The sequence below is a fragment of the Achromobacter sp. D7-1 genome (assembly GCF_059760445.1).
This window is the reverse complement of the sequence record NZ_JCBAMT010000045.1, coordinates 17677-36741: the sequence shown is the minus strand read 5'-3', so window position 1 is coordinate 36741 and position 19065 is coordinate 17677. Positions and strand designations below refer to the sequence as shown.

At 67.7% G+C, this 19065-nt stretch carries 17 protein-coding genes; 7 read left to right on the top strand and 10 right to left on the bottom strand.

Annotated elements, in window-relative coordinates; genetic code table 11:
* Positions 1-32 precede the first annotated feature (32 nt).
* From AC6LKD_RS19225 to AC6LKD_RS19215, 3 genes are all read left to right on the top strand, one after another.
* Positions 33-842, top strand: a complete 810-nt coding sequence (locus tag AC6LKD_RS19225; RefSeq protein WP_013395919.1) for an AraC family transcriptional regulator — start codon at positions 33-35, stop codon at positions 840-842.
* A 94-nt stretch (positions 843-936) separates the two neighbouring features.
* On the top strand, positions 937-1305 hold the full coding sequence (locus tag AC6LKD_RS19220; protein WP_498117130.1) for a cupin domain-containing protein: 369 nt from the start codon (positions 937-939) through the stop codon (positions 1303-1305).
* 44 nt (positions 1306-1349) lie between these two features.
* A complete protein-coding gene (locus AC6LKD_RS19215; protein ID WP_498117129.1) occupies positions 1350-2096 on the top strand; it encodes an SDR family oxidoreductase in 747 nt (248 codons plus the stop codon).
* Positions 2097-2112: 16 nt separating this feature from the next.
* Here the strand turns inward: AC6LKD_RS19215 and AC6LKD_RS19210 are convergent, their stop codons facing one another.
* On the bottom strand, positions 2113-2631 hold the full coding sequence (locus AC6LKD_RS19210) for an MgtC/SapB family protein (RefSeq protein ID WP_013395922.1): 519 nt from the start codon (positions 2629-2631) through the stop codon (positions 2113-2115).
* 152 nt (positions 2632-2783) lie between these two features.
* Here AC6LKD_RS19210 and AC6LKD_RS19205 point away from each other — a divergent pair, with 152 nt between their 5' ends.
* Positions 2784-3557 carry an SDR family oxidoreductase gene (locus AC6LKD_RS19205; protein WP_498117128.1) on the top strand — a complete coding sequence of 258 codons (774 nt, stop codon included), beginning with the start codon at positions 2784-2786 and terminating at the stop codon, positions 3555-3557.
* Between the two features lie 28 nt (positions 3558-3585).
* On the opposite strand, the gene AC6LKD_RS19200 is transcribed toward AC6LKD_RS19205, so the two are convergent.
* The 3 genes from AC6LKD_RS19200 to AC6LKD_RS19190 all read right to left on the bottom strand — a co-directional run bounded on the left by AC6LKD_RS19200 (position 3586) and on the right by AC6LKD_RS19190 (position 6313).
* Complete coding sequence (locus AC6LKD_RS19200) at positions 3586-4275, bottom strand: HAD family hydrolase (protein WP_498117127.1); 690 nt, start codon at positions 4273-4275, stop codon at positions 3586-3588.
* An 80-nt stretch (positions 4276-4355) separates the two neighbouring features.
* Complete coding sequence (locus AC6LKD_RS19195) at positions 4356-5228, bottom strand: alpha/beta fold hydrolase (RefSeq protein ID WP_013395925.1); 873 nt, start codon at positions 5226-5228, stop codon at positions 4356-4358.
* Positions 5229-5257: 29 nt separating this feature from the next.
* Entirely contained in the window at positions 5258-6313 is a 1056-nt protein-coding gene (locus tag AC6LKD_RS19190; RefSeq protein ID WP_498117126.1) for a sugar phosphate isomerase/epimerase family protein, read from the bottom strand.
* Between the two features lie 137 nt (positions 6314-6450).
* Between AC6LKD_RS19190 and AC6LKD_RS19185 the strand changes: the two genes are divergently transcribed.
* The 3 genes from AC6LKD_RS19185 to AC6LKD_RS19175 all read left to right on the top strand — a co-directional run bounded on the left by AC6LKD_RS19185 (position 6451) and on the right by AC6LKD_RS19175 (position 10674).
* A complete protein-coding gene (locus AC6LKD_RS19185) occupies positions 6451-7047 on the top strand; it encodes a TetR/AcrR family transcriptional regulator (RefSeq protein WP_013395927.1) in 597 nt (198 codons plus the stop codon).
* Between the two features lie 100 nt (positions 7048-7147).
* The gene (acnA, locus tag AC6LKD_RS19180; RefSeq protein ID WP_498117125.1) at positions 7148-9781 is read left to right on the top strand and encodes an aconitate hydratase AcnA; all 2634 of its coding nucleotides are present in this window, start codon (positions 7148-7150) and stop codon (positions 9779-9781) included.
* The gene (locus tag AC6LKD_RS19175; protein ID WP_498117124.1) at positions 9778-10674 is read left to right on the top strand and encodes a GntR family transcriptional regulator; all 897 of its coding nucleotides are present in this window, start codon (positions 9778-9780) and stop codon (positions 10672-10674) included. Before acnA ends, AC6LKD_RS19175 begins: the two co-directional genes overlap by 4 nt.
* Before the next feature lie 15 nt (positions 10675-10689).
* Here the strand turns inward: AC6LKD_RS19175 and AC6LKD_RS19170 are convergent, their stop codons facing one another.
* The 6 genes from AC6LKD_RS19170 to AC6LKD_RS19145 all read right to left on the bottom strand — a co-directional run bounded on the left by AC6LKD_RS19170 (position 10690) and on the right by AC6LKD_RS19145 (position 18930).
* Entirely contained in the window at positions 10690-13155 is a 2466-nt protein-coding gene (locus tag AC6LKD_RS19170; RefSeq protein ID WP_498117123.1) for a TonB-dependent siderophore receptor, read from the bottom strand.
* A gap of 96 nt (positions 13156-13251) precedes the next feature.
* Positions 13252-14214 (bottom strand): FecR domain-containing protein, encoded by a 963-nt coding sequence (locus AC6LKD_RS19165; RefSeq protein WP_498117122.1) that lies wholly within the window; start codon positions 14212-14214, stop codon positions 13252-13254.
* Positions 14211-14729: a sigma-70 family RNA polymerase sigma factor gene (locus tag AC6LKD_RS19160; protein ID WP_041654293.1), complete on the bottom strand. Its 519-nt coding sequence runs from the start codon at positions 14727-14729 to the stop codon at positions 14211-14213. Before AC6LKD_RS19160 ends, AC6LKD_RS19165 begins: the two co-directional genes overlap by 4 nt.
* A 91-nt stretch (positions 14730-14820) precedes the next feature.
* On the bottom strand, positions 14821-17286 hold the full coding sequence (locus AC6LKD_RS19155) for a TonB-dependent siderophore receptor (RefSeq protein ID WP_498117121.1): 2466 nt from the start codon (positions 17284-17286) through the stop codon (positions 14821-14823).
* A 121-nt stretch (positions 17287-17407) separates the two neighbouring features.
* On the bottom strand, positions 17408-18409 hold the full coding sequence (locus AC6LKD_RS19150; protein ID WP_498117120.1) for a FecR domain-containing protein: 1002 nt from the start codon (positions 18407-18409) through the stop codon (positions 17408-17410).
* 11 nt (positions 18410-18420) lie between these two features.
* A complete protein-coding gene (locus tag AC6LKD_RS19145) occupies positions 18421-18930 on the bottom strand; it encodes a sigma-70 family RNA polymerase sigma factor (protein ID WP_013395935.1) in 510 nt (169 codons plus the stop codon).
* Positions 18931-19065 lie beyond the last annotated feature (135 nt).

The following is a 19065-nucleotide window of genomic DNA, read 5'->3' as shown; positions in this document are numbered from 1 at the left end:
AGGCCGCAGCACGTATTCAAAAAGAGTTCCCCATGCCGCCCGCCACGCCCAAGCAGGACTGGATACTGCGCGCCGCGCCCTCGGGCCAGTTGGAGCGCATCGAGGCCTACTTCGGTGGCCATGGCTACGGCATGCACCGCCACGATACCTATGCCATCGGCCGCACCCTGTCCGGCGTGCAGAGTTTCCATTACCGCCGCGGGCTGCGGCACAGCCTGCCCGGCGGCACCATCGTGCTGCATCCGGACGAAGTCCACGACGGCCAGGCCGGCACCGAGGCCGGTTTCCATTACCGCATGATCTACGTGGAGCCGGCACTCATCCAGCAAATCCTGGGCGGACGGCCGCTGCCATTCATCCCGGGCGGCATCTCGGCGGATCCGCGGCTGTACGCGGCCAGCGCCAGCCTGCTGCAAGACACGCATGAGCCCATCGACCCGCTGCAGGAAGACGATGCGTTGTACGAGCTGAGCCATGCCCTGTGCGCCGCGGCCGGCGCCAAGCCGGGACGCCGCAGCGCCGACTACGCCGCCGCCGAGCGCGCGCGCCAGTACATCCACGCCTCGCTCGAACAGTCCATCACCCTGGAACAGTTGGCCAGCGCCGCGGCCACGGACCGCTGGAGCCTGTCGCGCGACTTCCGCGCACTGTTCGGCACCAGCCCGTACCGCTACGTGATGCTGCGCCGCCTAGCTCAGGCCCGACGCCTGATCGCCGCGGGCATGCCGCTGGCGCAAGCGGCCGCCGCGTCGGGCTTCACCGACCAGAGCCACCTGACGCACCGCCACGTCCAGACCTACGGCATGGCCCCCGACCGCTGGCGCCGCATGCTGAGCCGCTAGGCCTCCGGCTCCGCAAAGCTGCTCGATCGTACAAGACGCCGCCCGCGCGGCCTTCTATCCTGGGGTTTGTTCAACCCTCCATGAAGGTCGCGCCATGTCCGATATCCGCCCCGTCAACTTCGCCGACAAACTGGCGCTGTTTTCCGAACACTGGATGCCCAAGGTCGTCGCCGAAATGAACGACTACCAGTTCAAGCTGGTGAAGATCCAGGGCGAGTTCGTGTGGCACAGCCATGCCGACACCGACGAGACCTTCATCGTCATCGAAGGCCGCCTGCGCATCGAGCTACGCGACGGCCATATCGACCTGGGCCCCGGCGAAATGGCCGTGGTCCCCAAGGGCGTGGAGCACAAGCCCTGTGCCCGCGAAGAAGTCAAAATGCTGCTGATCGAGCCGCGCGGCGTGCGCAATACCGGCGACCAGGGCGGTCAGCGCAGCGCCCCCAACGACGTCTGGATCTGAGCCGGCCGCCATCTGCTAAGGTGAAAGCCCACAAGGAGTAAGCCATGTCCAGAATCATGCTCGTCACCGGCGGCGGCCGCGGCATCGGCGCCGCCGTCGCCAAGCTGGCCGCCCGCCGCGGCTACGCGGTAGGCGTCAACTACCACGCCAACGCCGATGCCGCGCAAGCGGTGGTCGAGGAAATCGTGCAAGGCGGCGGCCGCGCCGTCGCCCTGCAGGCCGATGTCTCGCAAGAGGACCAGGTGCTGCGCATGTACGACGAACTGGATCGGAAGCTGGGCCGCATCGACGCGCTGGTCAACAACGCCGGCATCCTGGAACAGCAGATGCGCGTGGACCAGATGAGCGCCGATCGCCTGCTGCGCGTCCTGTCCACCAATGTGATCGGCGCCTTCCTGTGCGCCCGCGAGGCGGTGCGCCGCATGTCGACGCGCCACGGCGGCCCAGGCGGCGCCATCGTCAATGTCTCGTCCGCGGCTGCCCGCCTGGGTTCGCCCAATGAATACGTGGACTATGCCGCGTCCAAGGGCGCCATGGACAGCATGACCATAGGCCTGTCCAAGGAAGTCGCGCCCGAAGGCATCCGCGTCAATAGCGTGCGTCCCGGCACCATCTACACCGACATGCACGCCAGCGGCGGCGAACCCGGCCGCGTGGACCGCCTGAAGAGCGCAATTCCGCTGCGCCGCGGCGGCACCGTGGAAGAAGTGGCGGGCGCCGTCATGTGGTTGTTCTCGGACGAGGCCGGCTACACCAGCGGCTCCTTCATCGAGGTGTCCGGCGGCAGCTGAGGCGCCAGCTCCGACGCTACTTGGCGTCGGTGGAAATGACGCCGTGCTCCTGCCGGGCGGCGATGCGCGCCTCGACCCGGCGCAGCACCGCCAGCACGAACAGGGCCATTAGCGTGCTGACCACGGCGGTGGCCTCGCGCCCCATGCCCGCCGCCGCGCCGATCGCGGCCGTCATCCAGATGCCGGCCGCGGTGGTCAGCCCGCGGATCTCGCGTTCGCCGCTGAGCTTGATGATGGCGCCCGCGCCCAGGAAGCCGATGCCGGCGATCACGCCTTGCAGCACCCGGCTCAGGTCGCCGACCTGCATGCCGCCCTGCAACGGCACCAGCACGAAGATCGCCGCCCCCAGCGCCACCAGCATGTGGGTGCGCAGGCCTGCGTCCTTGCCGCTGCGCTCGCGCTCATAGCCCAGCAGGCCGCCCAGCAGCATCGCCACGCTCAGGCGCAGCACGATGCGGGTCGCCTCGCCCACATCGGGGATGTCGGCGAACTCACTGCGCACGGTGGACCAGATTTCCAGCCAGATTTCCGTCATCGCCGCCCCCTCGTGGGAAATGGTCGGACCAGCATAGCAGGCGCCGCCCGACCGCCGCCATGCGCCGCACGCACTGGCACATGTGGGCACAACTGGTTTACAACCGAGCAGACGCCGCGCTGGGTCGCGGATGGAACTGACCGGAGGGTTACATGGATTTGCAGCTAGACGGTAAACGCGTGCTCATCACGGGCGCATCCAAGGGTATAGGCCTGGCTTGCGCGCTGGCCTTCGCCCGCGAAGGCGCCGAACCGGTACTGGTGGCGCGCGACGACGCTGCGCTGCGCGCGGCGGTCGAGGCCATACGCGAGCAGACCGGCAAGCAGGCTCGCGCCGTCACGCTGGACCTGGCCCTACCCGGCGCGGCGCAACGCCTGAGCCAGGAAGCAGGCGATATCGACATCCTGGTGAACAATGCCGGCGCGGTGCCGGGCGGCGCCCTCGACCAGGTTCAGGACGAACGCTGGCGCGCCGGCTGGGAACTGAAAGTCCACGGCTATATCGATCTGGCCCGCCACTACTACCCACGCATGCGCGAAGCCGGCGCGGGCGTCATCGCCAACATCATCGGCATGGCGGGCTCGGCGCCGCGCGCCGACTACATCTGCGGCGCGGCGGGCAATGCCTCGCTCATCGCCTTCACCCGCGCCCTGGGCGGGGACGCGCCGCGCCACGGTGTGCGCGTATTCGGCGTGAACCCCTCGCGCACCCGCACCGACCGGGTGCTGACGCTGGCCAAACAGCGCGCCCAGGCGCGCTGGGGCGACGAAAGCCGCTGGCAGGAAACCTTGTCGGACCTGCCCTTCGGACGCCTGATGGAACCCGGCGAAGTGGCCGACATGATCGTGTTCGGCGCCTCGCCGCGCGCCGGCTACCTGAGCGGCACGGTGATAGACCTGGACGGCGGCGAACAGTACGCGCGCTGAAGCCCGTCCGGCGCGCGCGCAGGCCGGATTAGGCGGCCTGGCGCCAAGCCGCCAGCAGCCCGGGCAGTGCGGCCATGTCGGTGAACACGTGGGCCACGCCCACATCGCGCAAGGCCTCGGCGCCGCTATGGCCGTTGGCGTCCGGGCTGTAGCCGAACACGGTGGCGCCGGCGGCCACTCCGGCGGTGGCGCCAGTCACCGTGTCTTCCACGATGGCGCAGCGCCTGGGGTCCACGCCCAGCGCCTGAGCGGCCGCCAGGTACACGTCCGGATAGGGCTTGCTGCGCGGCATTTCGTGGCCGCTGAAGACGCGTTCGCGAAAGCAATCGGCAATGCCGACCTTGGCCAGTTGCAACTCCACCTTGCGGCGGTCCGCGCCCGAGGCCACGGCAATGCGGCCGTCCAAGGCCGCATGCAGGGCCCGCACCGCATCCGGCGCGCCCGGAATTTCGAGCAGATCCCGGTCCAGCGCGGCATTGCGGCGCAGGCGGAACTGGTCGAACCAGTCGGGGGTGATCTTGGCGCCCGTGCGGGACTCGATCAACGGCAGTTCGTCCCTGACGGCTTTGCCCGTGAAGATCTGCATGGTTTCCGCATGCGTAATGCCCCAGCCCAATTCATTGAGCATCTCGGTCAGCACGCGGCTGGTGATGGGTTCGGAATCGACCAGAACGCCATCGCAGTCGAACAACACGGCATCGAAAGGGAAATCAGTCATTGCGGCAACATCGGGAAGGTCCATGAAGCGGGTAAGCATACTGCAAGCCTCCCCGCGTCCAGGTCGAAGCGCCGCCGCGCTCACCCCTCCGGCGACAGGAACGGCAGCAAGTGCTCCAGGAAGGCTTCGTGGCATTCCTCGGTGACGAAGTGGCCGCAATCCGCAATGATCGCCCCCTGCAAGTTCCTGGCATTCCCGCGCATGGTGACCAACGGCGCATCGCGGGTCGCATGCTCGGCGCCGATGGCCAGCGTAGGCATTTCCAGCATGCGCTTGGCGCGCAGCGTGTTCTGCCGGATGGTCTCCGGGATGGCGCGGTAGTAGGCGAATCCGCCGCGCAGCCCGCCAGGCGCAGCGTAAGCGTCGATGTAGACCTCGGCCGCGACCCGGTCGCGGCGATGCGACCACTTGTCGAACATGAAGGTCAGATAGGCCTTCTCCCTGCCCGCGATCAGCGTCTCGGGCAGATCGTGCAACTGATTGAACATGAAGTGCCACAGGAAGATGTTCTCCTGCGGCGGCGCGAAGATGGTGGGCGCCGGCGCCAGTCCCGGGATGACGGCCTCAGTCAGGGCCAAGCGGCTCACCGCCTGCGGAAAATCGCTGGCCAGCGCGTAAGCCACCCACATGCCGATGTCGTGGCCCACCACCTGGTAGCGCGCGTGGCCCAGCTGCGCCATCAGCTGGTGCAGCGTGGCGGCGATCGCGCCGGTGTCATAGCCGGATGCAGGACGGTCGGAATCGCCTGTCCCGGGCGGATCCACCGCAATCGCCATGTAGCCTGCCTGCGCCAGCGCCGCCATGACGTGACGCCACGTGTACCAGGTCTGGGGCCAGCCCGGAATCAGCAGCACCGGCGTACCCGCGCCCGCCGTGGCGCAGTGAATGCGGTGCCCGTCGACCAGGACGTACTGGTGCGCGAAGGCGTCGAAGGAAGAATTCTGGTGTGTCATTGTTGCTGTCCGATCCGGCGCAAGGCCGCTCATGCGATGCCCAGCAGGGCGTTGATCTGTTGCTTGTCGATGGCGGCGCCAGCGAAGTCGTCGAACACCTTGGACGTGACCGGGATGATGTGGCGGTTGATGAACTCCACGCCTTCGCGCGCGCCGGTCTCCTGGTCCTTCAGGCAGCACTCCCATTCCAGCGTGGCCCAGCCCTGGTAGTCGTACTGCGCCAGCTTCGAGAAGATCGCCTTGAAGTCCACCTGCCCGTCGCCCAGCGAGCGGAAGCGTCCGGCCCGGTTGATCCAGGACTGGTATCCGCCATAGATGCCTTGCCGGCCGGTAGGATTGAACTCCGCATCCTTCACATGGAACATGCGGATGTGATCCTTGTAGATGTCCAGGTACTCCAGGTAGTTCAGCTGCTGCAGCACGAAGTGGCTGGGGTCGAACAGGATGGCGCAACGCGCATGGCCGCCCACGCGCTCACGGAACATCTCGAACGAAATGCCGTCGTGCAGGTCTTCGCTGGGATGGATCTCGAAGCACAGGTTCACGCCCTGCTCTTCGCACTCGTCCAGGACCGGCAGCCAGCGCTTGGCGAGTTCATCGAAGGCCGCTTCGATCAAGCCTTCGGGACGCTGCGGAAACGGGAACAGGTAGGGCCAGGCCAGCGAACCCGAGAACGTGCCCATCTCGGTCAGCCCCAACCTGCGCGATGCGCGCGCCGTGTCCAGCAGGCCTTGCCGCGCCCAAGCCGTCCGGGCTTGCGGATTGCCGCGAGCCTCGGGCGGCGCGAAGTTGTCGACCATGGCGTCGTAGGCGGGATGCACCGCCAGCGACTGGCCATAGATGTGGCTGGTCAGTTCGCTGACCACCAGGCCATGCTCGGCCAGCGTGCCCTTGATCTCATCGCAATAGTCCTGGCTGGCGGCCGCCGTCGCGGCGTCGAAGAAGCGTTGGTCCCAGGCCGGAATCTGCAGGGCCTTGAAACCCACGCCCGCCGCCCATTCGGCGATGGCGGGCAGGCTGTTGAAGGGAGCGACGGCGTCGCTGAACTGGGCCAGGTGCAGGCTGGGACCTTTGATCGTTTGCATGATTTTTTAAACCTAATTGTTTGTTGAACGACAAAGAATAGACGATAAACAGGTGCGACTGCAAGCGCCGGCTCCGCGCACATAGCCGCGCAGGCGCGGCGTTACACTGCGCCTCAGTTCATTTCAACGAGACCGTCATGGCAGGCAGACCCAGAGAATTCGACCGCGATCTGGCGCTTCAGCAAGCGATGCTTGCGTTCTGGAAGCAAGGCTACGAGGGCACGTCGATGGCGGACCTGGTGGCGGCAACGGGACTGGCTTCGGCGCGCCTCTACGCCGCCTTCGGTTCCAAGCAGGACTTGTTCCGCGAAGCCGTGGCGCGCTACGAGGCAGGCGACGGCGCCTTCGCCGAGAAGGCGCTGGAAGACACCGAAGGCGTGCGCGACGCCATCGCCAAACTGCTGGCCGACGCGGTAGGCACCTACACCCGACGCGGCCGTCCGCAAGGCTGCATGGTGGTGTCGGCCGCCACCAATTACGCCGCTGAAAACGAAGCCGTCATGGCATGGCTCACCAGCCATCGCAAGGCGCGCACGCAGTCCATCATCGACCGCCTCGAGGCCGCATTGCAGGCGGGCGAACTCAAGCCCGGCACCGATGTACAGGCCTTGGGCGACTACTACGCCGTGGTGCTGCACGGCCTGTCGGTGCAAGCGCGGGACGGCGTCGGCCGGGCCCGTCTCCTGGCCATGATCCCGCCTGCCCTGAGCGCGCTGGACGCCGTCATGCGCTAGCCCTGGCCCTGGGGCGCCAGCCTCTCCGGGGACATCGGGTCAAATCGTCCCCCATTCTCTTTAATTGCATTTTGGCAATTCAATATGCAAAATGGCGGCCATGGACACCATCACCGCCACGCCCCGCCATGCCCGCTTCACCCTGAACGGCGCCAGCCATACCTGCCTGGACCTGCCCGGCATGTACGGCGCCGAGTACTTTCGCCTGCCGGTGGTGCTGCGGCTGCTGCTGGAGAATGCGCTGCGCAACATGCAAGGCACGGAACGTGACGCCGCTACCGCGGCGCTGTTCGAATGGCTAGAGCACGGCACCAGCGAGGCCGAGATCGCCTTCCAGCCCGGGCGCGTGCTGATGCACGACACCACCAGCACCCCGGCGCTGGTGGACATCGCCGCTATGCGAGATGCCCTGGCCGAAGCCGGCGTGGATCCTTCCACGCTGAATCCCGTGCTGCCCGTGGACGTGTCGGTCGATCATTCGCTGGCGGTGCAGTCCTATGCGCGCGCCGATGCGGCGTCGTTGAACCTGGACCTGGAACTGCGCCGCAACGCCGAGCGCTACCGCTTCCTGCGCTGGGCCTCCAAGGCCCTGTCCAACGTGCGCATCCATCCGCCAGGCACGGGCATCATGCACACCATCAACCTGGAGCAGTTGGCTACCGTGGTCTGCGCGCGGGAAGACGGCGACGCCATCGCCCTGCATCCGGACATGATGATAGGCACCGACAGCCACACGCCCATGGTCAACGGCATCGGCGTGCTGGGTTGGGGCGTGGGCGGCCTGGAAGCGCAGACCGTGATGTTCGGCCTGCCCACCCTGCTGCGCATTCCCGATGTCATCGGCGTGCGCCTGAGCGGCGCGCTGGCGCCGGGAGTCAGCGCCACCGACCTGGCGCTGACCGTAACCCAGCGCCTGCGCGCAATCGGGGTATCCGGGGAATTCGTCGAGTTCTACGGGCCGGGCGTGGCCACGCTGCCGGCCGGCAGCCGCTGCGTGGTCGCCAACATGGCGCCCGAGTACGGCGCTACCACGGGCTACTTCCCGATAGATACGCAAACGCTGGCCTACCTGCGCCAGACAGGCCGGCCCGAAGCGCTGATCGCGCAGGTCCAGGCCTACGCCGAACACACCGGCATCGGCTACGACCCCGCCGCCGAGCCGCGCTACACCCGCGTCGTCGATATCGCGCTGGACCGCGTGCAGATGCATGTGGCGGGCCCCAGGCGGCCGCAAGACCTGCATCCCTACGGCCACACCAGGGCGATCCTGGCGGAACTGGCCTTCACGCCCTCGGCCGCCGCTGGCGGCCTGCCCCGCCACGCCATCGCGATCGCCGCCATCACGAGCTGCACCAACACCTCCGATCCACGCCTGTTGACCGCCGCCGGCCTGCTGGCCCGCAAGGCGCGCCAAGCCGGCCTGCGCGTGCCCGCCTGGGTGAAGACCTCGCTGGCCCCGGGTTCGCCCGCGGCCGCCGCATACCTCGCGCGCGCCGGGCTGCTGGACGATCTGGCCGCCGTGGGCTTCGACATCGTGGGTTACGGCTGTACTACCTGCATCGGCAATTCCGGCCCCCTGCCTGAAGCCGTGCGCGAGGCCATGGCGGCCGGCTCGGTCCATCCCGTGGCGGTGCTGTCCGGCAACCGCAACTTCGCCGGCCGCATCCATCCGGACCTGGACCTGGGCTTCCTGATGTCGCCAGCGCTAGTCATCGCGTTCGCGTTGGCCGGCGATGCCGAACGCGACCTGAGCCGCGAACCCGTACAAACTGGACCCGATGGCCGCGCCATCCATCTGCGCGAACTTTGGCCCGATGACGCCGACATCGACGCCGCGCTGGCCGCCGGCCAGCAACCGGCTGATTACCGCCACGCCTTCCAGATCGCCAGCGCCAACCCGGCATGGCAGGCCCTGCAATCGCCGGACTCGGCGCGTTTTCCCTGGGACCCTGCCTCCACCGCCCTGCGCCGCCCGCCCTTCGCCAGCGTCGACGAGGCCGGCCAACTGGGCCGCTACACGGCGCATCCGCTGCTGGTGCTGGGCGACGATGTGACCACCGATCATCTGTCGCCCGCCAGCGCCATACCGCCGGACAGCCCGATCGCCGACTTCCTGGTCGAGCGCGGCGACGACCGCAACGACCTGAACGTGTTCGCCTCGCGGCGCGGCAACTGGCAGGTGATGCTGCGCGCGGCCTTCTACAGCAAGAGCCTGGTCAATCTGCTTTGCCCCGGCGCGCCGGTGGGCCACACGCTGCACGCGCCCAGCGGCCGGGTGGAGCCGATCTGGGAGGCCGCTGGCCGCTACGCCCGGGCCGGCCAACCCGTGGTCCTGGTGGCGGGCGAACGCTACGGCACGGGCTCCTCACGCGACTGGGCCGCCAAGGGCCAGCGGCTGTTGGGCATCCGCGCGGTGCTGGCGGTCAGCTTCGAACGCATCCATCGCTCCAACCTGATAGGCATGGGCATCCTGCCCTTGCGCCTGCCTGCGGGCGTCACGCCGGCCACGCTGCGGGTCCGGCCCGGCGACCGGATCGAGATCGACGCCCAGGCCGCCGCACTGGCGCCGCGCATGGCCGTGGCGGTGCGCATCCTGCGCGCCGGCGGCGCCGTCGAAACGCTACAGGCCACGGCAGCGGTCGAGACCCGGCTGGAAGTCAGGCTGCTGCGCATGGGCGGCGTCATTCCCGCTATCCTCTCGGACACCATCCATTCCGCCGCCCGCCACGCATGAGCGCCCAAACCAATACCGCCGCGAAAATCCTGGCCTTGATCCAGGAAGACCGCCTGCCCGCGGGTGCGCACCTGACCGCGCAGAAGCTCGCCGACCGGCTGCGACTGTCGCGCTCGCCCGTCAACGACGCGCTGGACATCCTGGAGCAACGCGGCGTCGTTTCGCGCAAGCCCAACCGCGGCTATTTTCTGGCGCAGGATCACGCGACGCTGGCGCAAGCGCATGAGGATCTGGCGCCGCCCTCCGTGGACGACATCGTCACGCACAGCTACTTCAAGCTGGCCGACGAGCTGCTGCGCGGCGCGCTGCCCATGCAGTGCAGCGAGGCGCTGCTGCGCGCGCGCTATGGCCTGACGGCGGCGCAGATGCAGGCCCTGCTGGGCCGCATCGCGCAGGAAGGCTGGGCCGAGCGCAGACCGGGCTATGGCTGGGAATTTTCATCCATGATGACCACGCCCGACAGCCTGCTGCAGTCCTACCGCCTGCGCCTGGCGCTGGAGCCGGCGGCGCTGCTGGAACCGGGTTTTCGCATCGATAAACAAGTGCTGGCGCGCTGCCGCGCCGCCGAAAAGCACCTGCTGGACGGTGGCATCGCCACCGACACCGCGGACCAGTTGCATGAGCGCGGCGTGCGCTTTCATGAATCGCTGGTGGAAGCCTCGGGCAATCCCTTCTTCATCGACACCATCAAGCGCGTCAACCGCGTGCGCCGGCTGCTGTCCTACCGCTCCATGCAGGACCGCAGCCGCTACCGGCAGCATTGCGACCAGCACCTGGCCATCCTGGATCTGCTGGAACGCGAACGCAATGAAGAGGCCGCAGCGGAACTGGCCAGCCATCTGCGCAGCACGCTGGACAACCTGGCCCGCATCAGCGGCATCCTGGCGTCCTAGGCCGGCAAGTTCCGCTCAGAAGTCCATCGACGCCGACAGCATCAGCGTGCGCGGCACGCCCTGGGAAATCGTGCCGTACGACGCCACGCCCGACCAATAAGCGCGGTTGAAGACGTTGACCACATTCGCCCGCAGCGTGATGTCCTTGCCGTAGACCTTGGTGGCGTAACGCGCGCCCAGATCGAACGTGGTCCACGAAGGCACCGACTGCGTGTTGGCCTGATTGATGTACTCGCTGCCGGTGTGCATCATGCTGCCGGTCAAGGTCAGGCCCGCGACCCATGGCGTATCCCATTCCGCGCCCAGGTTGAGCGACACCTTGGGTACGCCCACGGGCCGGTTGCCCACCACGGCGCTATTGCCGGCGCGCGTCAGTTCCGCGTCCAGCAAGGTCACCCCGCCCAGCAGGCGCAGGCCGCGCCATGGTTCGCCGGCCAGGTTCAGTTCCAGGCCGCGGTTGCGCTGCTCGCTATCGGCGCCGTACACGCCGTTGGTCAGCTGGCCGCTGGGCTTGGTGATCTCGAAGGCGCTCAGGGTCAGCATGGCGCCGTCCAGGTCCACCTTCACTCCCACCTCTTTTTGCCTGGCCTTGTAGGGCTTGAACACCTGGCCCGCGTTGGACGCGGTGGCAGGCGCCACATCGCCCTTGCTCAGGCCTTCGATGTAGTTGGCGTACAGCGAGACATTGCTCCAGGGCTTGACCACGATGCCCGCCAGCGGCGTGGTCGCGCTCTCGTCATAGCTGACGGTGCGCGCGCCGGTTGTGGCGTTGAAGTTGCGCGATTCGATGCGCTGCTGGCGCACACCCAAGGTCAGCTGCGCGCGCTCGTCCAGGATGCTGAGCGTATCGGCCAGCGCCAGGCCGGAAAGATCCGATGACGAAATCTTTGGCACATAGGCCGGAGCGGGAATGTATTGCTCCGGGCGCGTGATCGGATGATAGATGTTGGACGTGAGCGGCGTGCCCATCACGCTGGCCTGCTTGTTCCGGTCGCTGTACAGGCTGCCCATGAAGCTGATGGCGTGGCGCACCGGCCCCGTGTCCAGCTTGGCGCGCAGCCCCGCGTTGTAGGTGCTGCGGTTGACTTCGAACCGGAAGTTGTTCGGCGTGACCACCGTGTCGCCGGCCGCGTTGACGATGGTGGGCGTCTGGTCCGACAGGCGCGAAACATTGGTGTCCGAGCCGCCTGCGTCGGCAAAGACCGTCAGGCGGTCGCTGATGTCGTACTCCACCCGCAGCAGCGCCGATTGGCCATCGGACTTCCACCAGCCCCAGGGCTGGGTGGCGTTGCGTCGTCCGTCCGCCGCATGCGGCACGTCTATGCCGGTGGCCACCAGGAAAGGCCGCGTGGGCGCGTCGATCTTCTCATTCTGCGTCAGCAGGTCTAGCGAGGCGCGCAGCCGTTCGCCCTGGTAGTCCAGCGACAAGGCGCCGATGTCGGTGCGCGAATACAGGTTGTCCAGCGGCGTATCGCCCTGGCGGTGCATGCCGTTGATGCGCACGCCCCATTCGCCATCCTTGCCGAAGCGACGGCTCAGGTCCGCGCGCGCGCCGAATTGCGAATCGCCCACATAGTCGGCGGACACGCGGCTCAGGTCCTCCGGCAGCGCCCGCTTGGGCACCATGTTGATCACCCCGCCCACGCCGCTATTGGGCGACATGCCGTACAGCAGCGCCGCCGGCCCTTTCAGCACTTCGACCCGTTCGATGTAATCGGTGAAGACGTGATAGTTGGGCGCCACGCCGTAGACCCCGTCAAAGGCGATCTCGCCCAGATTGCCTTCGCCGATGGGAAAGCCGCGGATGTAGAACGAGTCGGTCACGCCGCCGATCTGCCCCGTAAAGCGCACCGAAGGTTCAACGTTCAGCGCGTCGGCCAAGGTTACCGCCTGGCGGTTTGCCAGCAGCTCCGAGGTGTAGCTGGTGACGTTGAACGGCGTGTCCATCACGTCGCGATTGCCCAGCAGGCCCAGACGTCCGCCCCTGGCTACCTGGCCGCCCTCGTATTCGGCTGGCAAGGCGAACGGGGCCGCGCTGGCGCCGGCGACGGTGACCGTCGGCAGCACGGTCGCCGATTCATCCTGCCCCGAAGGCAGCTTGCGCAGGGAATAGGCGCCGCCGCCCTGCTCCGACAAGGCATAGCCCGACCCCGACAGCAAACGGGAGAAGCCTTCCTTCACGGTATAGGCGCCGTCCAGCCCGTTGCTGCGCAGCCCCGACACCAGCGCCGGATCGAACGACAGCGGCACCCCTGCGGCGGCGGCGAACTGAGCCAGCGCGTCGCCCAGGGGTCCCGCCGGAATCGCGTAGGATTTACGCGCCGCGACGCTGACGGCTTCGGCGGCCGTGGCAGGCGCCGCCGCCCCCGCCGCGGCCAACAGCGCCAGTCCCATGCCGACGGCCCGGGCCACCGCCGCCAGGGGCGGCAAAACGGTTGTTCCACGAGCCGGGCGTGGCGAACGGGAGTTGCGGGAAACCATGAAGCTATCCTTCGTAAGGGTCGGGGTGGCGCGCGGTACGCGGCGGTTCACCCGGTACACCGGACGAAGCAGAAAAAAGTGTCAGCCCATTCGCGATTAGTTTGTAACGCCGGCGCGCGGAGCAACCGTCGTCCAGTACGGCGTGATCCGGCTCACCCTCACGGGCAGGGTTTTTTCCAGCAGCCGCAAGCTGGCATCGATGTCGTTCAAGGGAAAAGCCCCCGACACCCGCAACCCCGCCACCGCCGGATCGCAGCGCAGCACGCCCCGCCGATACCGCCCCAGTTCATCCACCAGGTCCGCCAGCCGCCAGTTGCGCGCGGCCAGCATGCCCTGCTCCCAGGACGCCGCCGTCGCATCCACCGCCGCCTGGGGCTGAACTTCGCGGCCATTGAAGACGGTCTGCTGTCCGGCCGGCAGCACCGTGGCGCTGCCTCCTGCCGACATGGGCCGGATCTCCACCGCTCCCTCGAACACCGCCACGCGCACAACGCTCCCTTCGTCGCGCACCATGAAGCGCGTGCCCAGCGCGCGGATTGCTCCCTGCGCGGTCTGGACCACAAAGGGCCGCTGCAGCTGCGGCGCATCGCGGCCCGTGGTCAGCAGGATTTCGCCTGCCCGCAGCCATAGCGTGCGCTGTTGCGCGGTGTAGTCGATGTCCACCGCGCTGGCGGTGTTGAGCACCAGCTGCGTGCCGTCGGCCAGTTCCATGCGGCGCTGCTCGCCGGTCGCGGTGCGCGCATCCGCGCTCCATTCCCGCCAGGGCAGCTCGCGTCCGCCCAGCCAGGCCGCAGGCCCCAGCACCAGCAGGCCGGCCAGCGCCCGCAGCGCCTGCCGGCGTCCCGGACGATCCAGCCGCCGCAAGGTATCTCCGGCGATCCTCGGCGGGACCTGCCCGAAGCCGCGCAACATGTCCTCGGCCCGCTGCCAGGCGGCGGCATGCGCAGCGCTGCGTGCGCGCCAGCGCTCGAACGCTTCGCGGTCCGATGGCGACAAGGTCTCGGATTGAAAGCGCACCAGCCAGCCGGCCGCTTCCTTCAGGATGGCGGGATCGATCACAGGTCGGTCTGACTGGCGATCAGGCAAGCGGTCAGCGCCGCCTGCATATGCCGCTTGACGGTGGATAGCGACACGCCCAGGCCCTGCGCGATCGCGTCATAGCCCATGCCCTCGAATTGCGACAGCAGGAAGATCTCGCGGGTTTTGGCGGACAGCTTGCGCAGCGCGGCGTCGATGGCGCCCAGGGTCTCCAGGATCAAGGCGCGGGCCTCCGGCGAAGGCGCTTCCTGCTCGGGCAGTTGCGCGACGGCGGCCAGATAAGCCTCTTCCAGCGCGCGGCGGCGCCAGTGGTCCACCACCAAGCCCTTCGCGATATGGGTCAGCAGCGCGCGCGGCTCGGCGCCTGCTTCCGTCCGGCGCCGCCCGGCCATCAAGCGCACGAAGGTATCGTGGGCCAGGTCCGCCGCGTCGAAGGAATTGCCCAACTTCTTGCGCAGCCAGACCGACAGCCAGCCGTGATGGTCACGATAGAGCTTCGCGACGGGATCGGCGGGCGGGGAATCGGGCGTGGGCAAGGCGCACCTGGCAATAGAATGTAAATAGGAACCATTCATATTCTATCGTATGTACGCGCCCCGCCTCGCCCACCCCGGGCGCCATGCCCGCCTACAGCTTGGGCGCGTAGCGCAGCGTCAGCATCACGTTGCGGGGCTCGCCGTAGTAATTGTTGCTGCTGAGCGTGTTGTACGAAGGCACGTAGTACTTCTTGTCGAACACATTGTTGAGGTTCAGCCCGATGCTCAGTTCCGGCGTGGCCTGATAACCCAGCCGCGCATTCCAGATCGAGAATCCGGCCATGGTGAACTTGCGGTCCGAACTGATCGTATGCGTCTGCGTGTTGACGCCGGCGCCCACGCTCAGGCGGTTCAAGGAACCCGGCAGCCTGTAGTTGGCCCACAGGCGCAGCATGTGCTTGGGCGTCCAGGTATTGAAGACCTTGCCCTGGTTGTCGGGGTCGTCCAGATACTTGGTGGTGTTGTAGGTATAGCCGGCGTACAGCTCCAGGCCCTTGACCACTTCGCCCGAGACCTCGGCCTCCAGGCCCTGACTGCGCACCTTGCCCGCCGCGCGCGAGCAATACCAGCCATCGCACGCAAAGCCAGCGTCGTAGTCGTTGACCGCGCGGTTCTTGTGGTCGTAGCGGAACAGCGCCAGCAGCGTATTGACGCGGCCCTCCGCGAGTTCGCCCTTGACGCCGATTTCGTAGTTGTTGCCCTCGATGGGCTTGAGCAGGCTGCCCGCTACGCTGCGCTCGGTCTGCGGTTCGAACACCGTCGTGTAGCTGGCATAGGCTGACCAGTTGTCCCTCAGCGAATACACCAGGCCGGCGTAAGGGATGAAACGTCCCGAGGTGCTGGACGTGGTGGTGCTGCCGCCGCCGCTGTAGGTGTAGTCGTACCAGCCGACGCGCCCGCCGCCAATCAGCGCCAGGGATTCAGTGGGCTTGACGCGCCAGGTGCCGTAAATGCCCTTCTGGCGGATGTCGTAGGCGCTGCGCGAGTCATAGCCGCTGGCCTGGGCGATGGTGTCGATGTCCTGCCACGGACGATGGTGGTCGATATCGAAGATATTGCCGCCGTCCTGCCAGACGCGCGTGAACCGGTCCTGCGTGGTCAGCTTGGAATAGTTGGCGCCGACCACGACCTCTTGCTTCATCCCCAGGGCGGTGAAGTCGCCGCTGACCGACATGTCCAGCCCGCGCTGCTTGCTGTGGAAGTCCACGCCGAAATCGCCATAGGACAGTCCGCTGCCATCCGGCTGCACGGAATCCGCGACGCGCTGATGCACGGTCGTGTTCTTTTCATTCATGGCGACGCCGACCATCTTGAAGCGCCATGCGTCGTTGAAGCGATGCGCCAGGTCGGCGTAAAAAATGGTCTGGTCGTTCTTCGCGCGGTTCCAGGTCGAACCCGTGAAGGTCGAACGCGGCAGGTCGATATCGCCTCCGTCCGCGTAGCGGGGATAACCCACGAACATCGGCCGCGAGCGGCTGTAGCGGTTGCTGATCCCGATGCCTACCGTGGTGTCATCGCTGATGTCATAGTCCAGCGCGGCGTACAGGTTGCGCGTCTTTTCCCACACATAGTCGATGTAGGAATGGCTCTGGTCTTCATCCAGCACCACGCGGCCGCGCAAGGTGCCCGATTCGTTCAAGGGACTGCCCGCGTCCAACTGCAGGCCGTAGTGATCCCAGGAGCCGGCCTTGGCTGTCACCACCACCGCAGGCTCCGCCCCGCCGCGCTTGCGCACCAGGTTGATCGCGCCGCCCGGGCTGCCCGCCCCCTGCAGCAGGCCGGCGGCGCCGCGCAGGATTTCCACGCGGTCATAGAACACCAGCGAGTCCTGCTCCCAGTTGCCCAGGCTGTAGCTGTTCCGCAGCAAGGACACGCCATCGTATTGCAGCAGGTCCACGGGGAAGCCGCGGGCGTTGATCGCCACCCCGGGACCCACGCCCTGCACGCCCACCATGCCGGTGGTGTTGTTCACCGCGTCCGGCAGGCTGACCATGTCCTGATCGTCCATGCGCTGCCGGGTCAGCACGGTGATGGATTGCGGAATGTCTTTCAAGGCCTGCGCCGTCTTGCCGATGGTGACGGCCGGCGAAGTGTAGGAGCCCGTGCCATCCGTGGTGGTGGCGTAGCTGCCCGTCACCGTGACCGGCGCCAAGGTCGCGGCCGCCCCCGCCGCCGCCGCTTGTCGCAGGCGATAGCCGCCCTCGGGGCGCGCCACGGCTTCCAGCCCGGTACCTGCCAGCAGGCGCTGCAGCGCCGTGTGGACAGCATAGGAACCCGTCACGCCCCCCGTCGCCGCGCCCGCCGTCAACGCGGGATCGGACGCCACCATGACGCCGGCCTGCACGCCGAACGCGCCCAGCGCCGCGCCTAGCGGGCCTGCTTCGATACTGAAGGCAACGACGCGCTGTCCGGACGCCGGCGCCTGGGCAAACGCGGCCGCCGGCCACAAGGCGACGGCCATCACGCCAGGCAGGGCGCAGCGCAGCGCGGCGCTCAAGGCCGTGCGCGGCAAGGGAAGGCGGACGAGGGCCGCGGCGCGGACTAGACGAGAAGACATGAATGGGTTCCCTGGCTCATGAAGAATCGGCGCAGCCTGAAGACCGGCTGCATTCTTTACATGAAGCGCGAGATCGGGATATCCGCCGCCGCTGTTACACAATAGTCCGGCCGCGCACGAATCACGCCAGTCCCACCGTGACCCAGTAGCGGGTATAGCGGCGCACGCGCACCGGCAGGACTTCCTGCAGCATGGCCAGCACCTGGTCGCTGTCCGCCAGCGGAAACGCCCCCACTACGCGCAGGCCGGCCGCCTCGCCCGAACAGCTCAAGCGGCCCGGACGATAACGTCCCAGTTCGCGCAGAAAGTCCGATAGCGGCATCTCGTCGGCGATCAGCATTCCGTCCAGCCACGCCGAGCTAGCCGCTTCCAGAGGCCCGGCGGCAAAGCCGCCAGCAGCCGAGAACTCCGCCTGCGCGCCGGCCGGCACCCGCCGCGGCAAGTCGTTCGGATCCAGGCCGCGCACGTCCACCGCGCCTTCCAGCACCGCCACCCGGATGCGGCCATCTTCCAGACCGCGCACCACGAAACGCGTGCCCACCGGCGTCAGCATGCCGGCACGCGTGCGCACCGTGAAAGGCCGGCCCAGCGGATCGCGCCCGGTAGTCACCTGGATCTCGCCTTCCAGCAGGACAAGTTCGCGCCGGCTCGCCGTGTAGCGCAGATCCACCGCGCTGGCGGTGTTCAGTTCCAGCAGCGTGCCGTCCGGCAGCCTCACTGCGCGCCGCTCGCCGGTGCCGGTCCGCATATCTGCCGACAGCGCACGCGCGGCGCCGCTTTGGCTCACGGCCCAGCCGCCCAGGCCCAGGCCGGCCGCCGACACCATCCAGCGGATGGCGTTGCGGCGCGACTGGATCAACGGCGCTTGCCGCAGCGTGCGCGCGGCCACCTCGCCGCCGGCTCCGGCCACGCCCGCCGCCACATCGCGCGTCAAGGCGTTCAGCCGTTGCCAGGCCAGCTCGTGCGCGGGCTGCGCAAGGCGCCAGTTTTCAAAACGCCTGCGGTCTTCGTCGGTCGCGTCCTCGCGCAGCCGCGACCACCAATCGGCGGCCTGGCGAACGATCTTGGGATCGACGGTTCCCGCTTCCGGCGCATGCGGCCGCAGCAGCTTGGCGTTTTCCATCCGGCCCGGCCTCAACCGTAGACGGCCGTGTAGCAATGCACCAGCGCGCGGGCCAGGGACTTCTGCACGGCGTTGGGCGTCAGGCCCAGCCGCTCGCCGATTTCGGCATAGGACATGCCGTCCACCTGCGCCATCAGGAAGATCCGGCGGCTGTTCATGGGCAGGCTGTCGAGCAGTTCGCAAACCTGTTCCAAGGCTTCCAGGATCAGGGCGCGCGCTTCGACCGAGGGCTCCACCGCCACCGGCTGCAACGCCACCGATTCGGCATAGGCCGCTTCCAGCGCGGCCCGCCTGGCTCGGCCGATCAGCAGGCGCGTGGCGATGGTGCGCAGATAGGCGCGCGGTTCGTTCAGCGGTTCGCGAAGGTCGGCGCGGATCAGCCGTTCAAACGTGTCGTGCGCCACGTCGGCCGCGTCGGACACATTGCCCAGCTTGCGTTGCAGCACGCTGCGCAACCATTGATGGTGAGCCTGATAGACCGATTGCACCTCGGCGCGAGGAGCGAAGGTAGAGGATGGCATGATGGTGCGCCCGGGCGTCGCGGCCAGACGTTCCCACTTAATGAAAATGATTCGCAATTATAATTATCTTCGGCCTCTTTACAAGAACCATGGCTGGAAGCCCGCGGCGGCACGCCGCAAGCCGCGCCGGGCCCG

Coding starts and splice junctions, on each gene's coding strand:
- AC6LKD_RS19225 (WP_013395919.1), top strand. CDS start 33: ATGCCGCCCGCCACGCCCAAGCAGGACTGGATACTGCGCGCCGCGCCC.
- AC6LKD_RS19220 (WP_498117130.1), top strand. CDS start 937: ATGTCCGATATCCGCCCCGTCAACTTCGCCGACAAACTGGCGCTGTTT.
- AC6LKD_RS19215 (WP_498117129.1), top strand. CDS start 1,350: ATGTCCAGAATCATGCTCGTCACCGGCGGCGGCCGCGGCATCGGCGCC.
- AC6LKD_RS19210 (WP_013395922.1), bottom strand. CDS start 2,631: ATGACGGAAATCTGGCTGGAAATCTGGTCCACCGTGCGCAGTGAGTTC.
- AC6LKD_RS19205 (WP_498117128.1), top strand. CDS start 2,784: ATGGATTTGCAGCTAGACGGTAAACGCGTGCTCATCACGGGCGCATCC.
- AC6LKD_RS19200 (WP_498117127.1), bottom strand. CDS start 4,275: ATGACTGATTTCCCTTTCGATGCCGTGTTGTTCGACTGCGATGGCGTT.
- AC6LKD_RS19195 (WP_013395925.1), bottom strand. CDS start 5,228: ATGACACACCAGAATTCTTCCTTCGACGCCTTCGCGCACCAGTACGTC.
- AC6LKD_RS19190 (WP_498117126.1), bottom strand. CDS start 6,313: ATGCAAACGATCAAAGGTCCCAGCCTGCACCTGGCCCAGTTCAGCGAC.
- AC6LKD_RS19185 (WP_013395927.1), top strand. CDS start 6,451: ATGGCAGGCAGACCCAGAGAATTCGACCGCGATCTGGCGCTTCAGCAA.
- acnA (WP_498117125.1), top strand. CDS start 7,148: ATGGACACCATCACCGCCACGCCCCGCCATGCCCGCTTCACCCTGAAC.
- AC6LKD_RS19175 (WP_498117124.1), top strand. CDS start 9,778: ATGAGCGCCCAAACCAATACCGCCGCGAAAATCCTGGCCTTGATCCAG.
- AC6LKD_RS19170 (WP_498117123.1), bottom strand. CDS start 13,155: ATGGTTTCCCGCAACTCCCGTTCGCCACGCCCGGCTCGTGGAACAACC.
- AC6LKD_RS19155 (WP_498117121.1), bottom strand. CDS start 17,286: ATGTCTTCTCGTCTAGTCCGCGCCGCGGCCCTCGTCCGCCTTCCCTTG.
- AC6LKD_RS19150 (WP_498117120.1), bottom strand. CDS start 18,409: ATGGAAAACGCCAAGCTGCTGCGGCCGCATGCGCCGGAAGCGGGAACC.
- AC6LKD_RS19145 (WP_013395935.1), bottom strand. CDS start 18,930: ATGCCATCCTCTACCTTCGCTCCTCGCGCCGAGGTGCAATCGGTCTAT.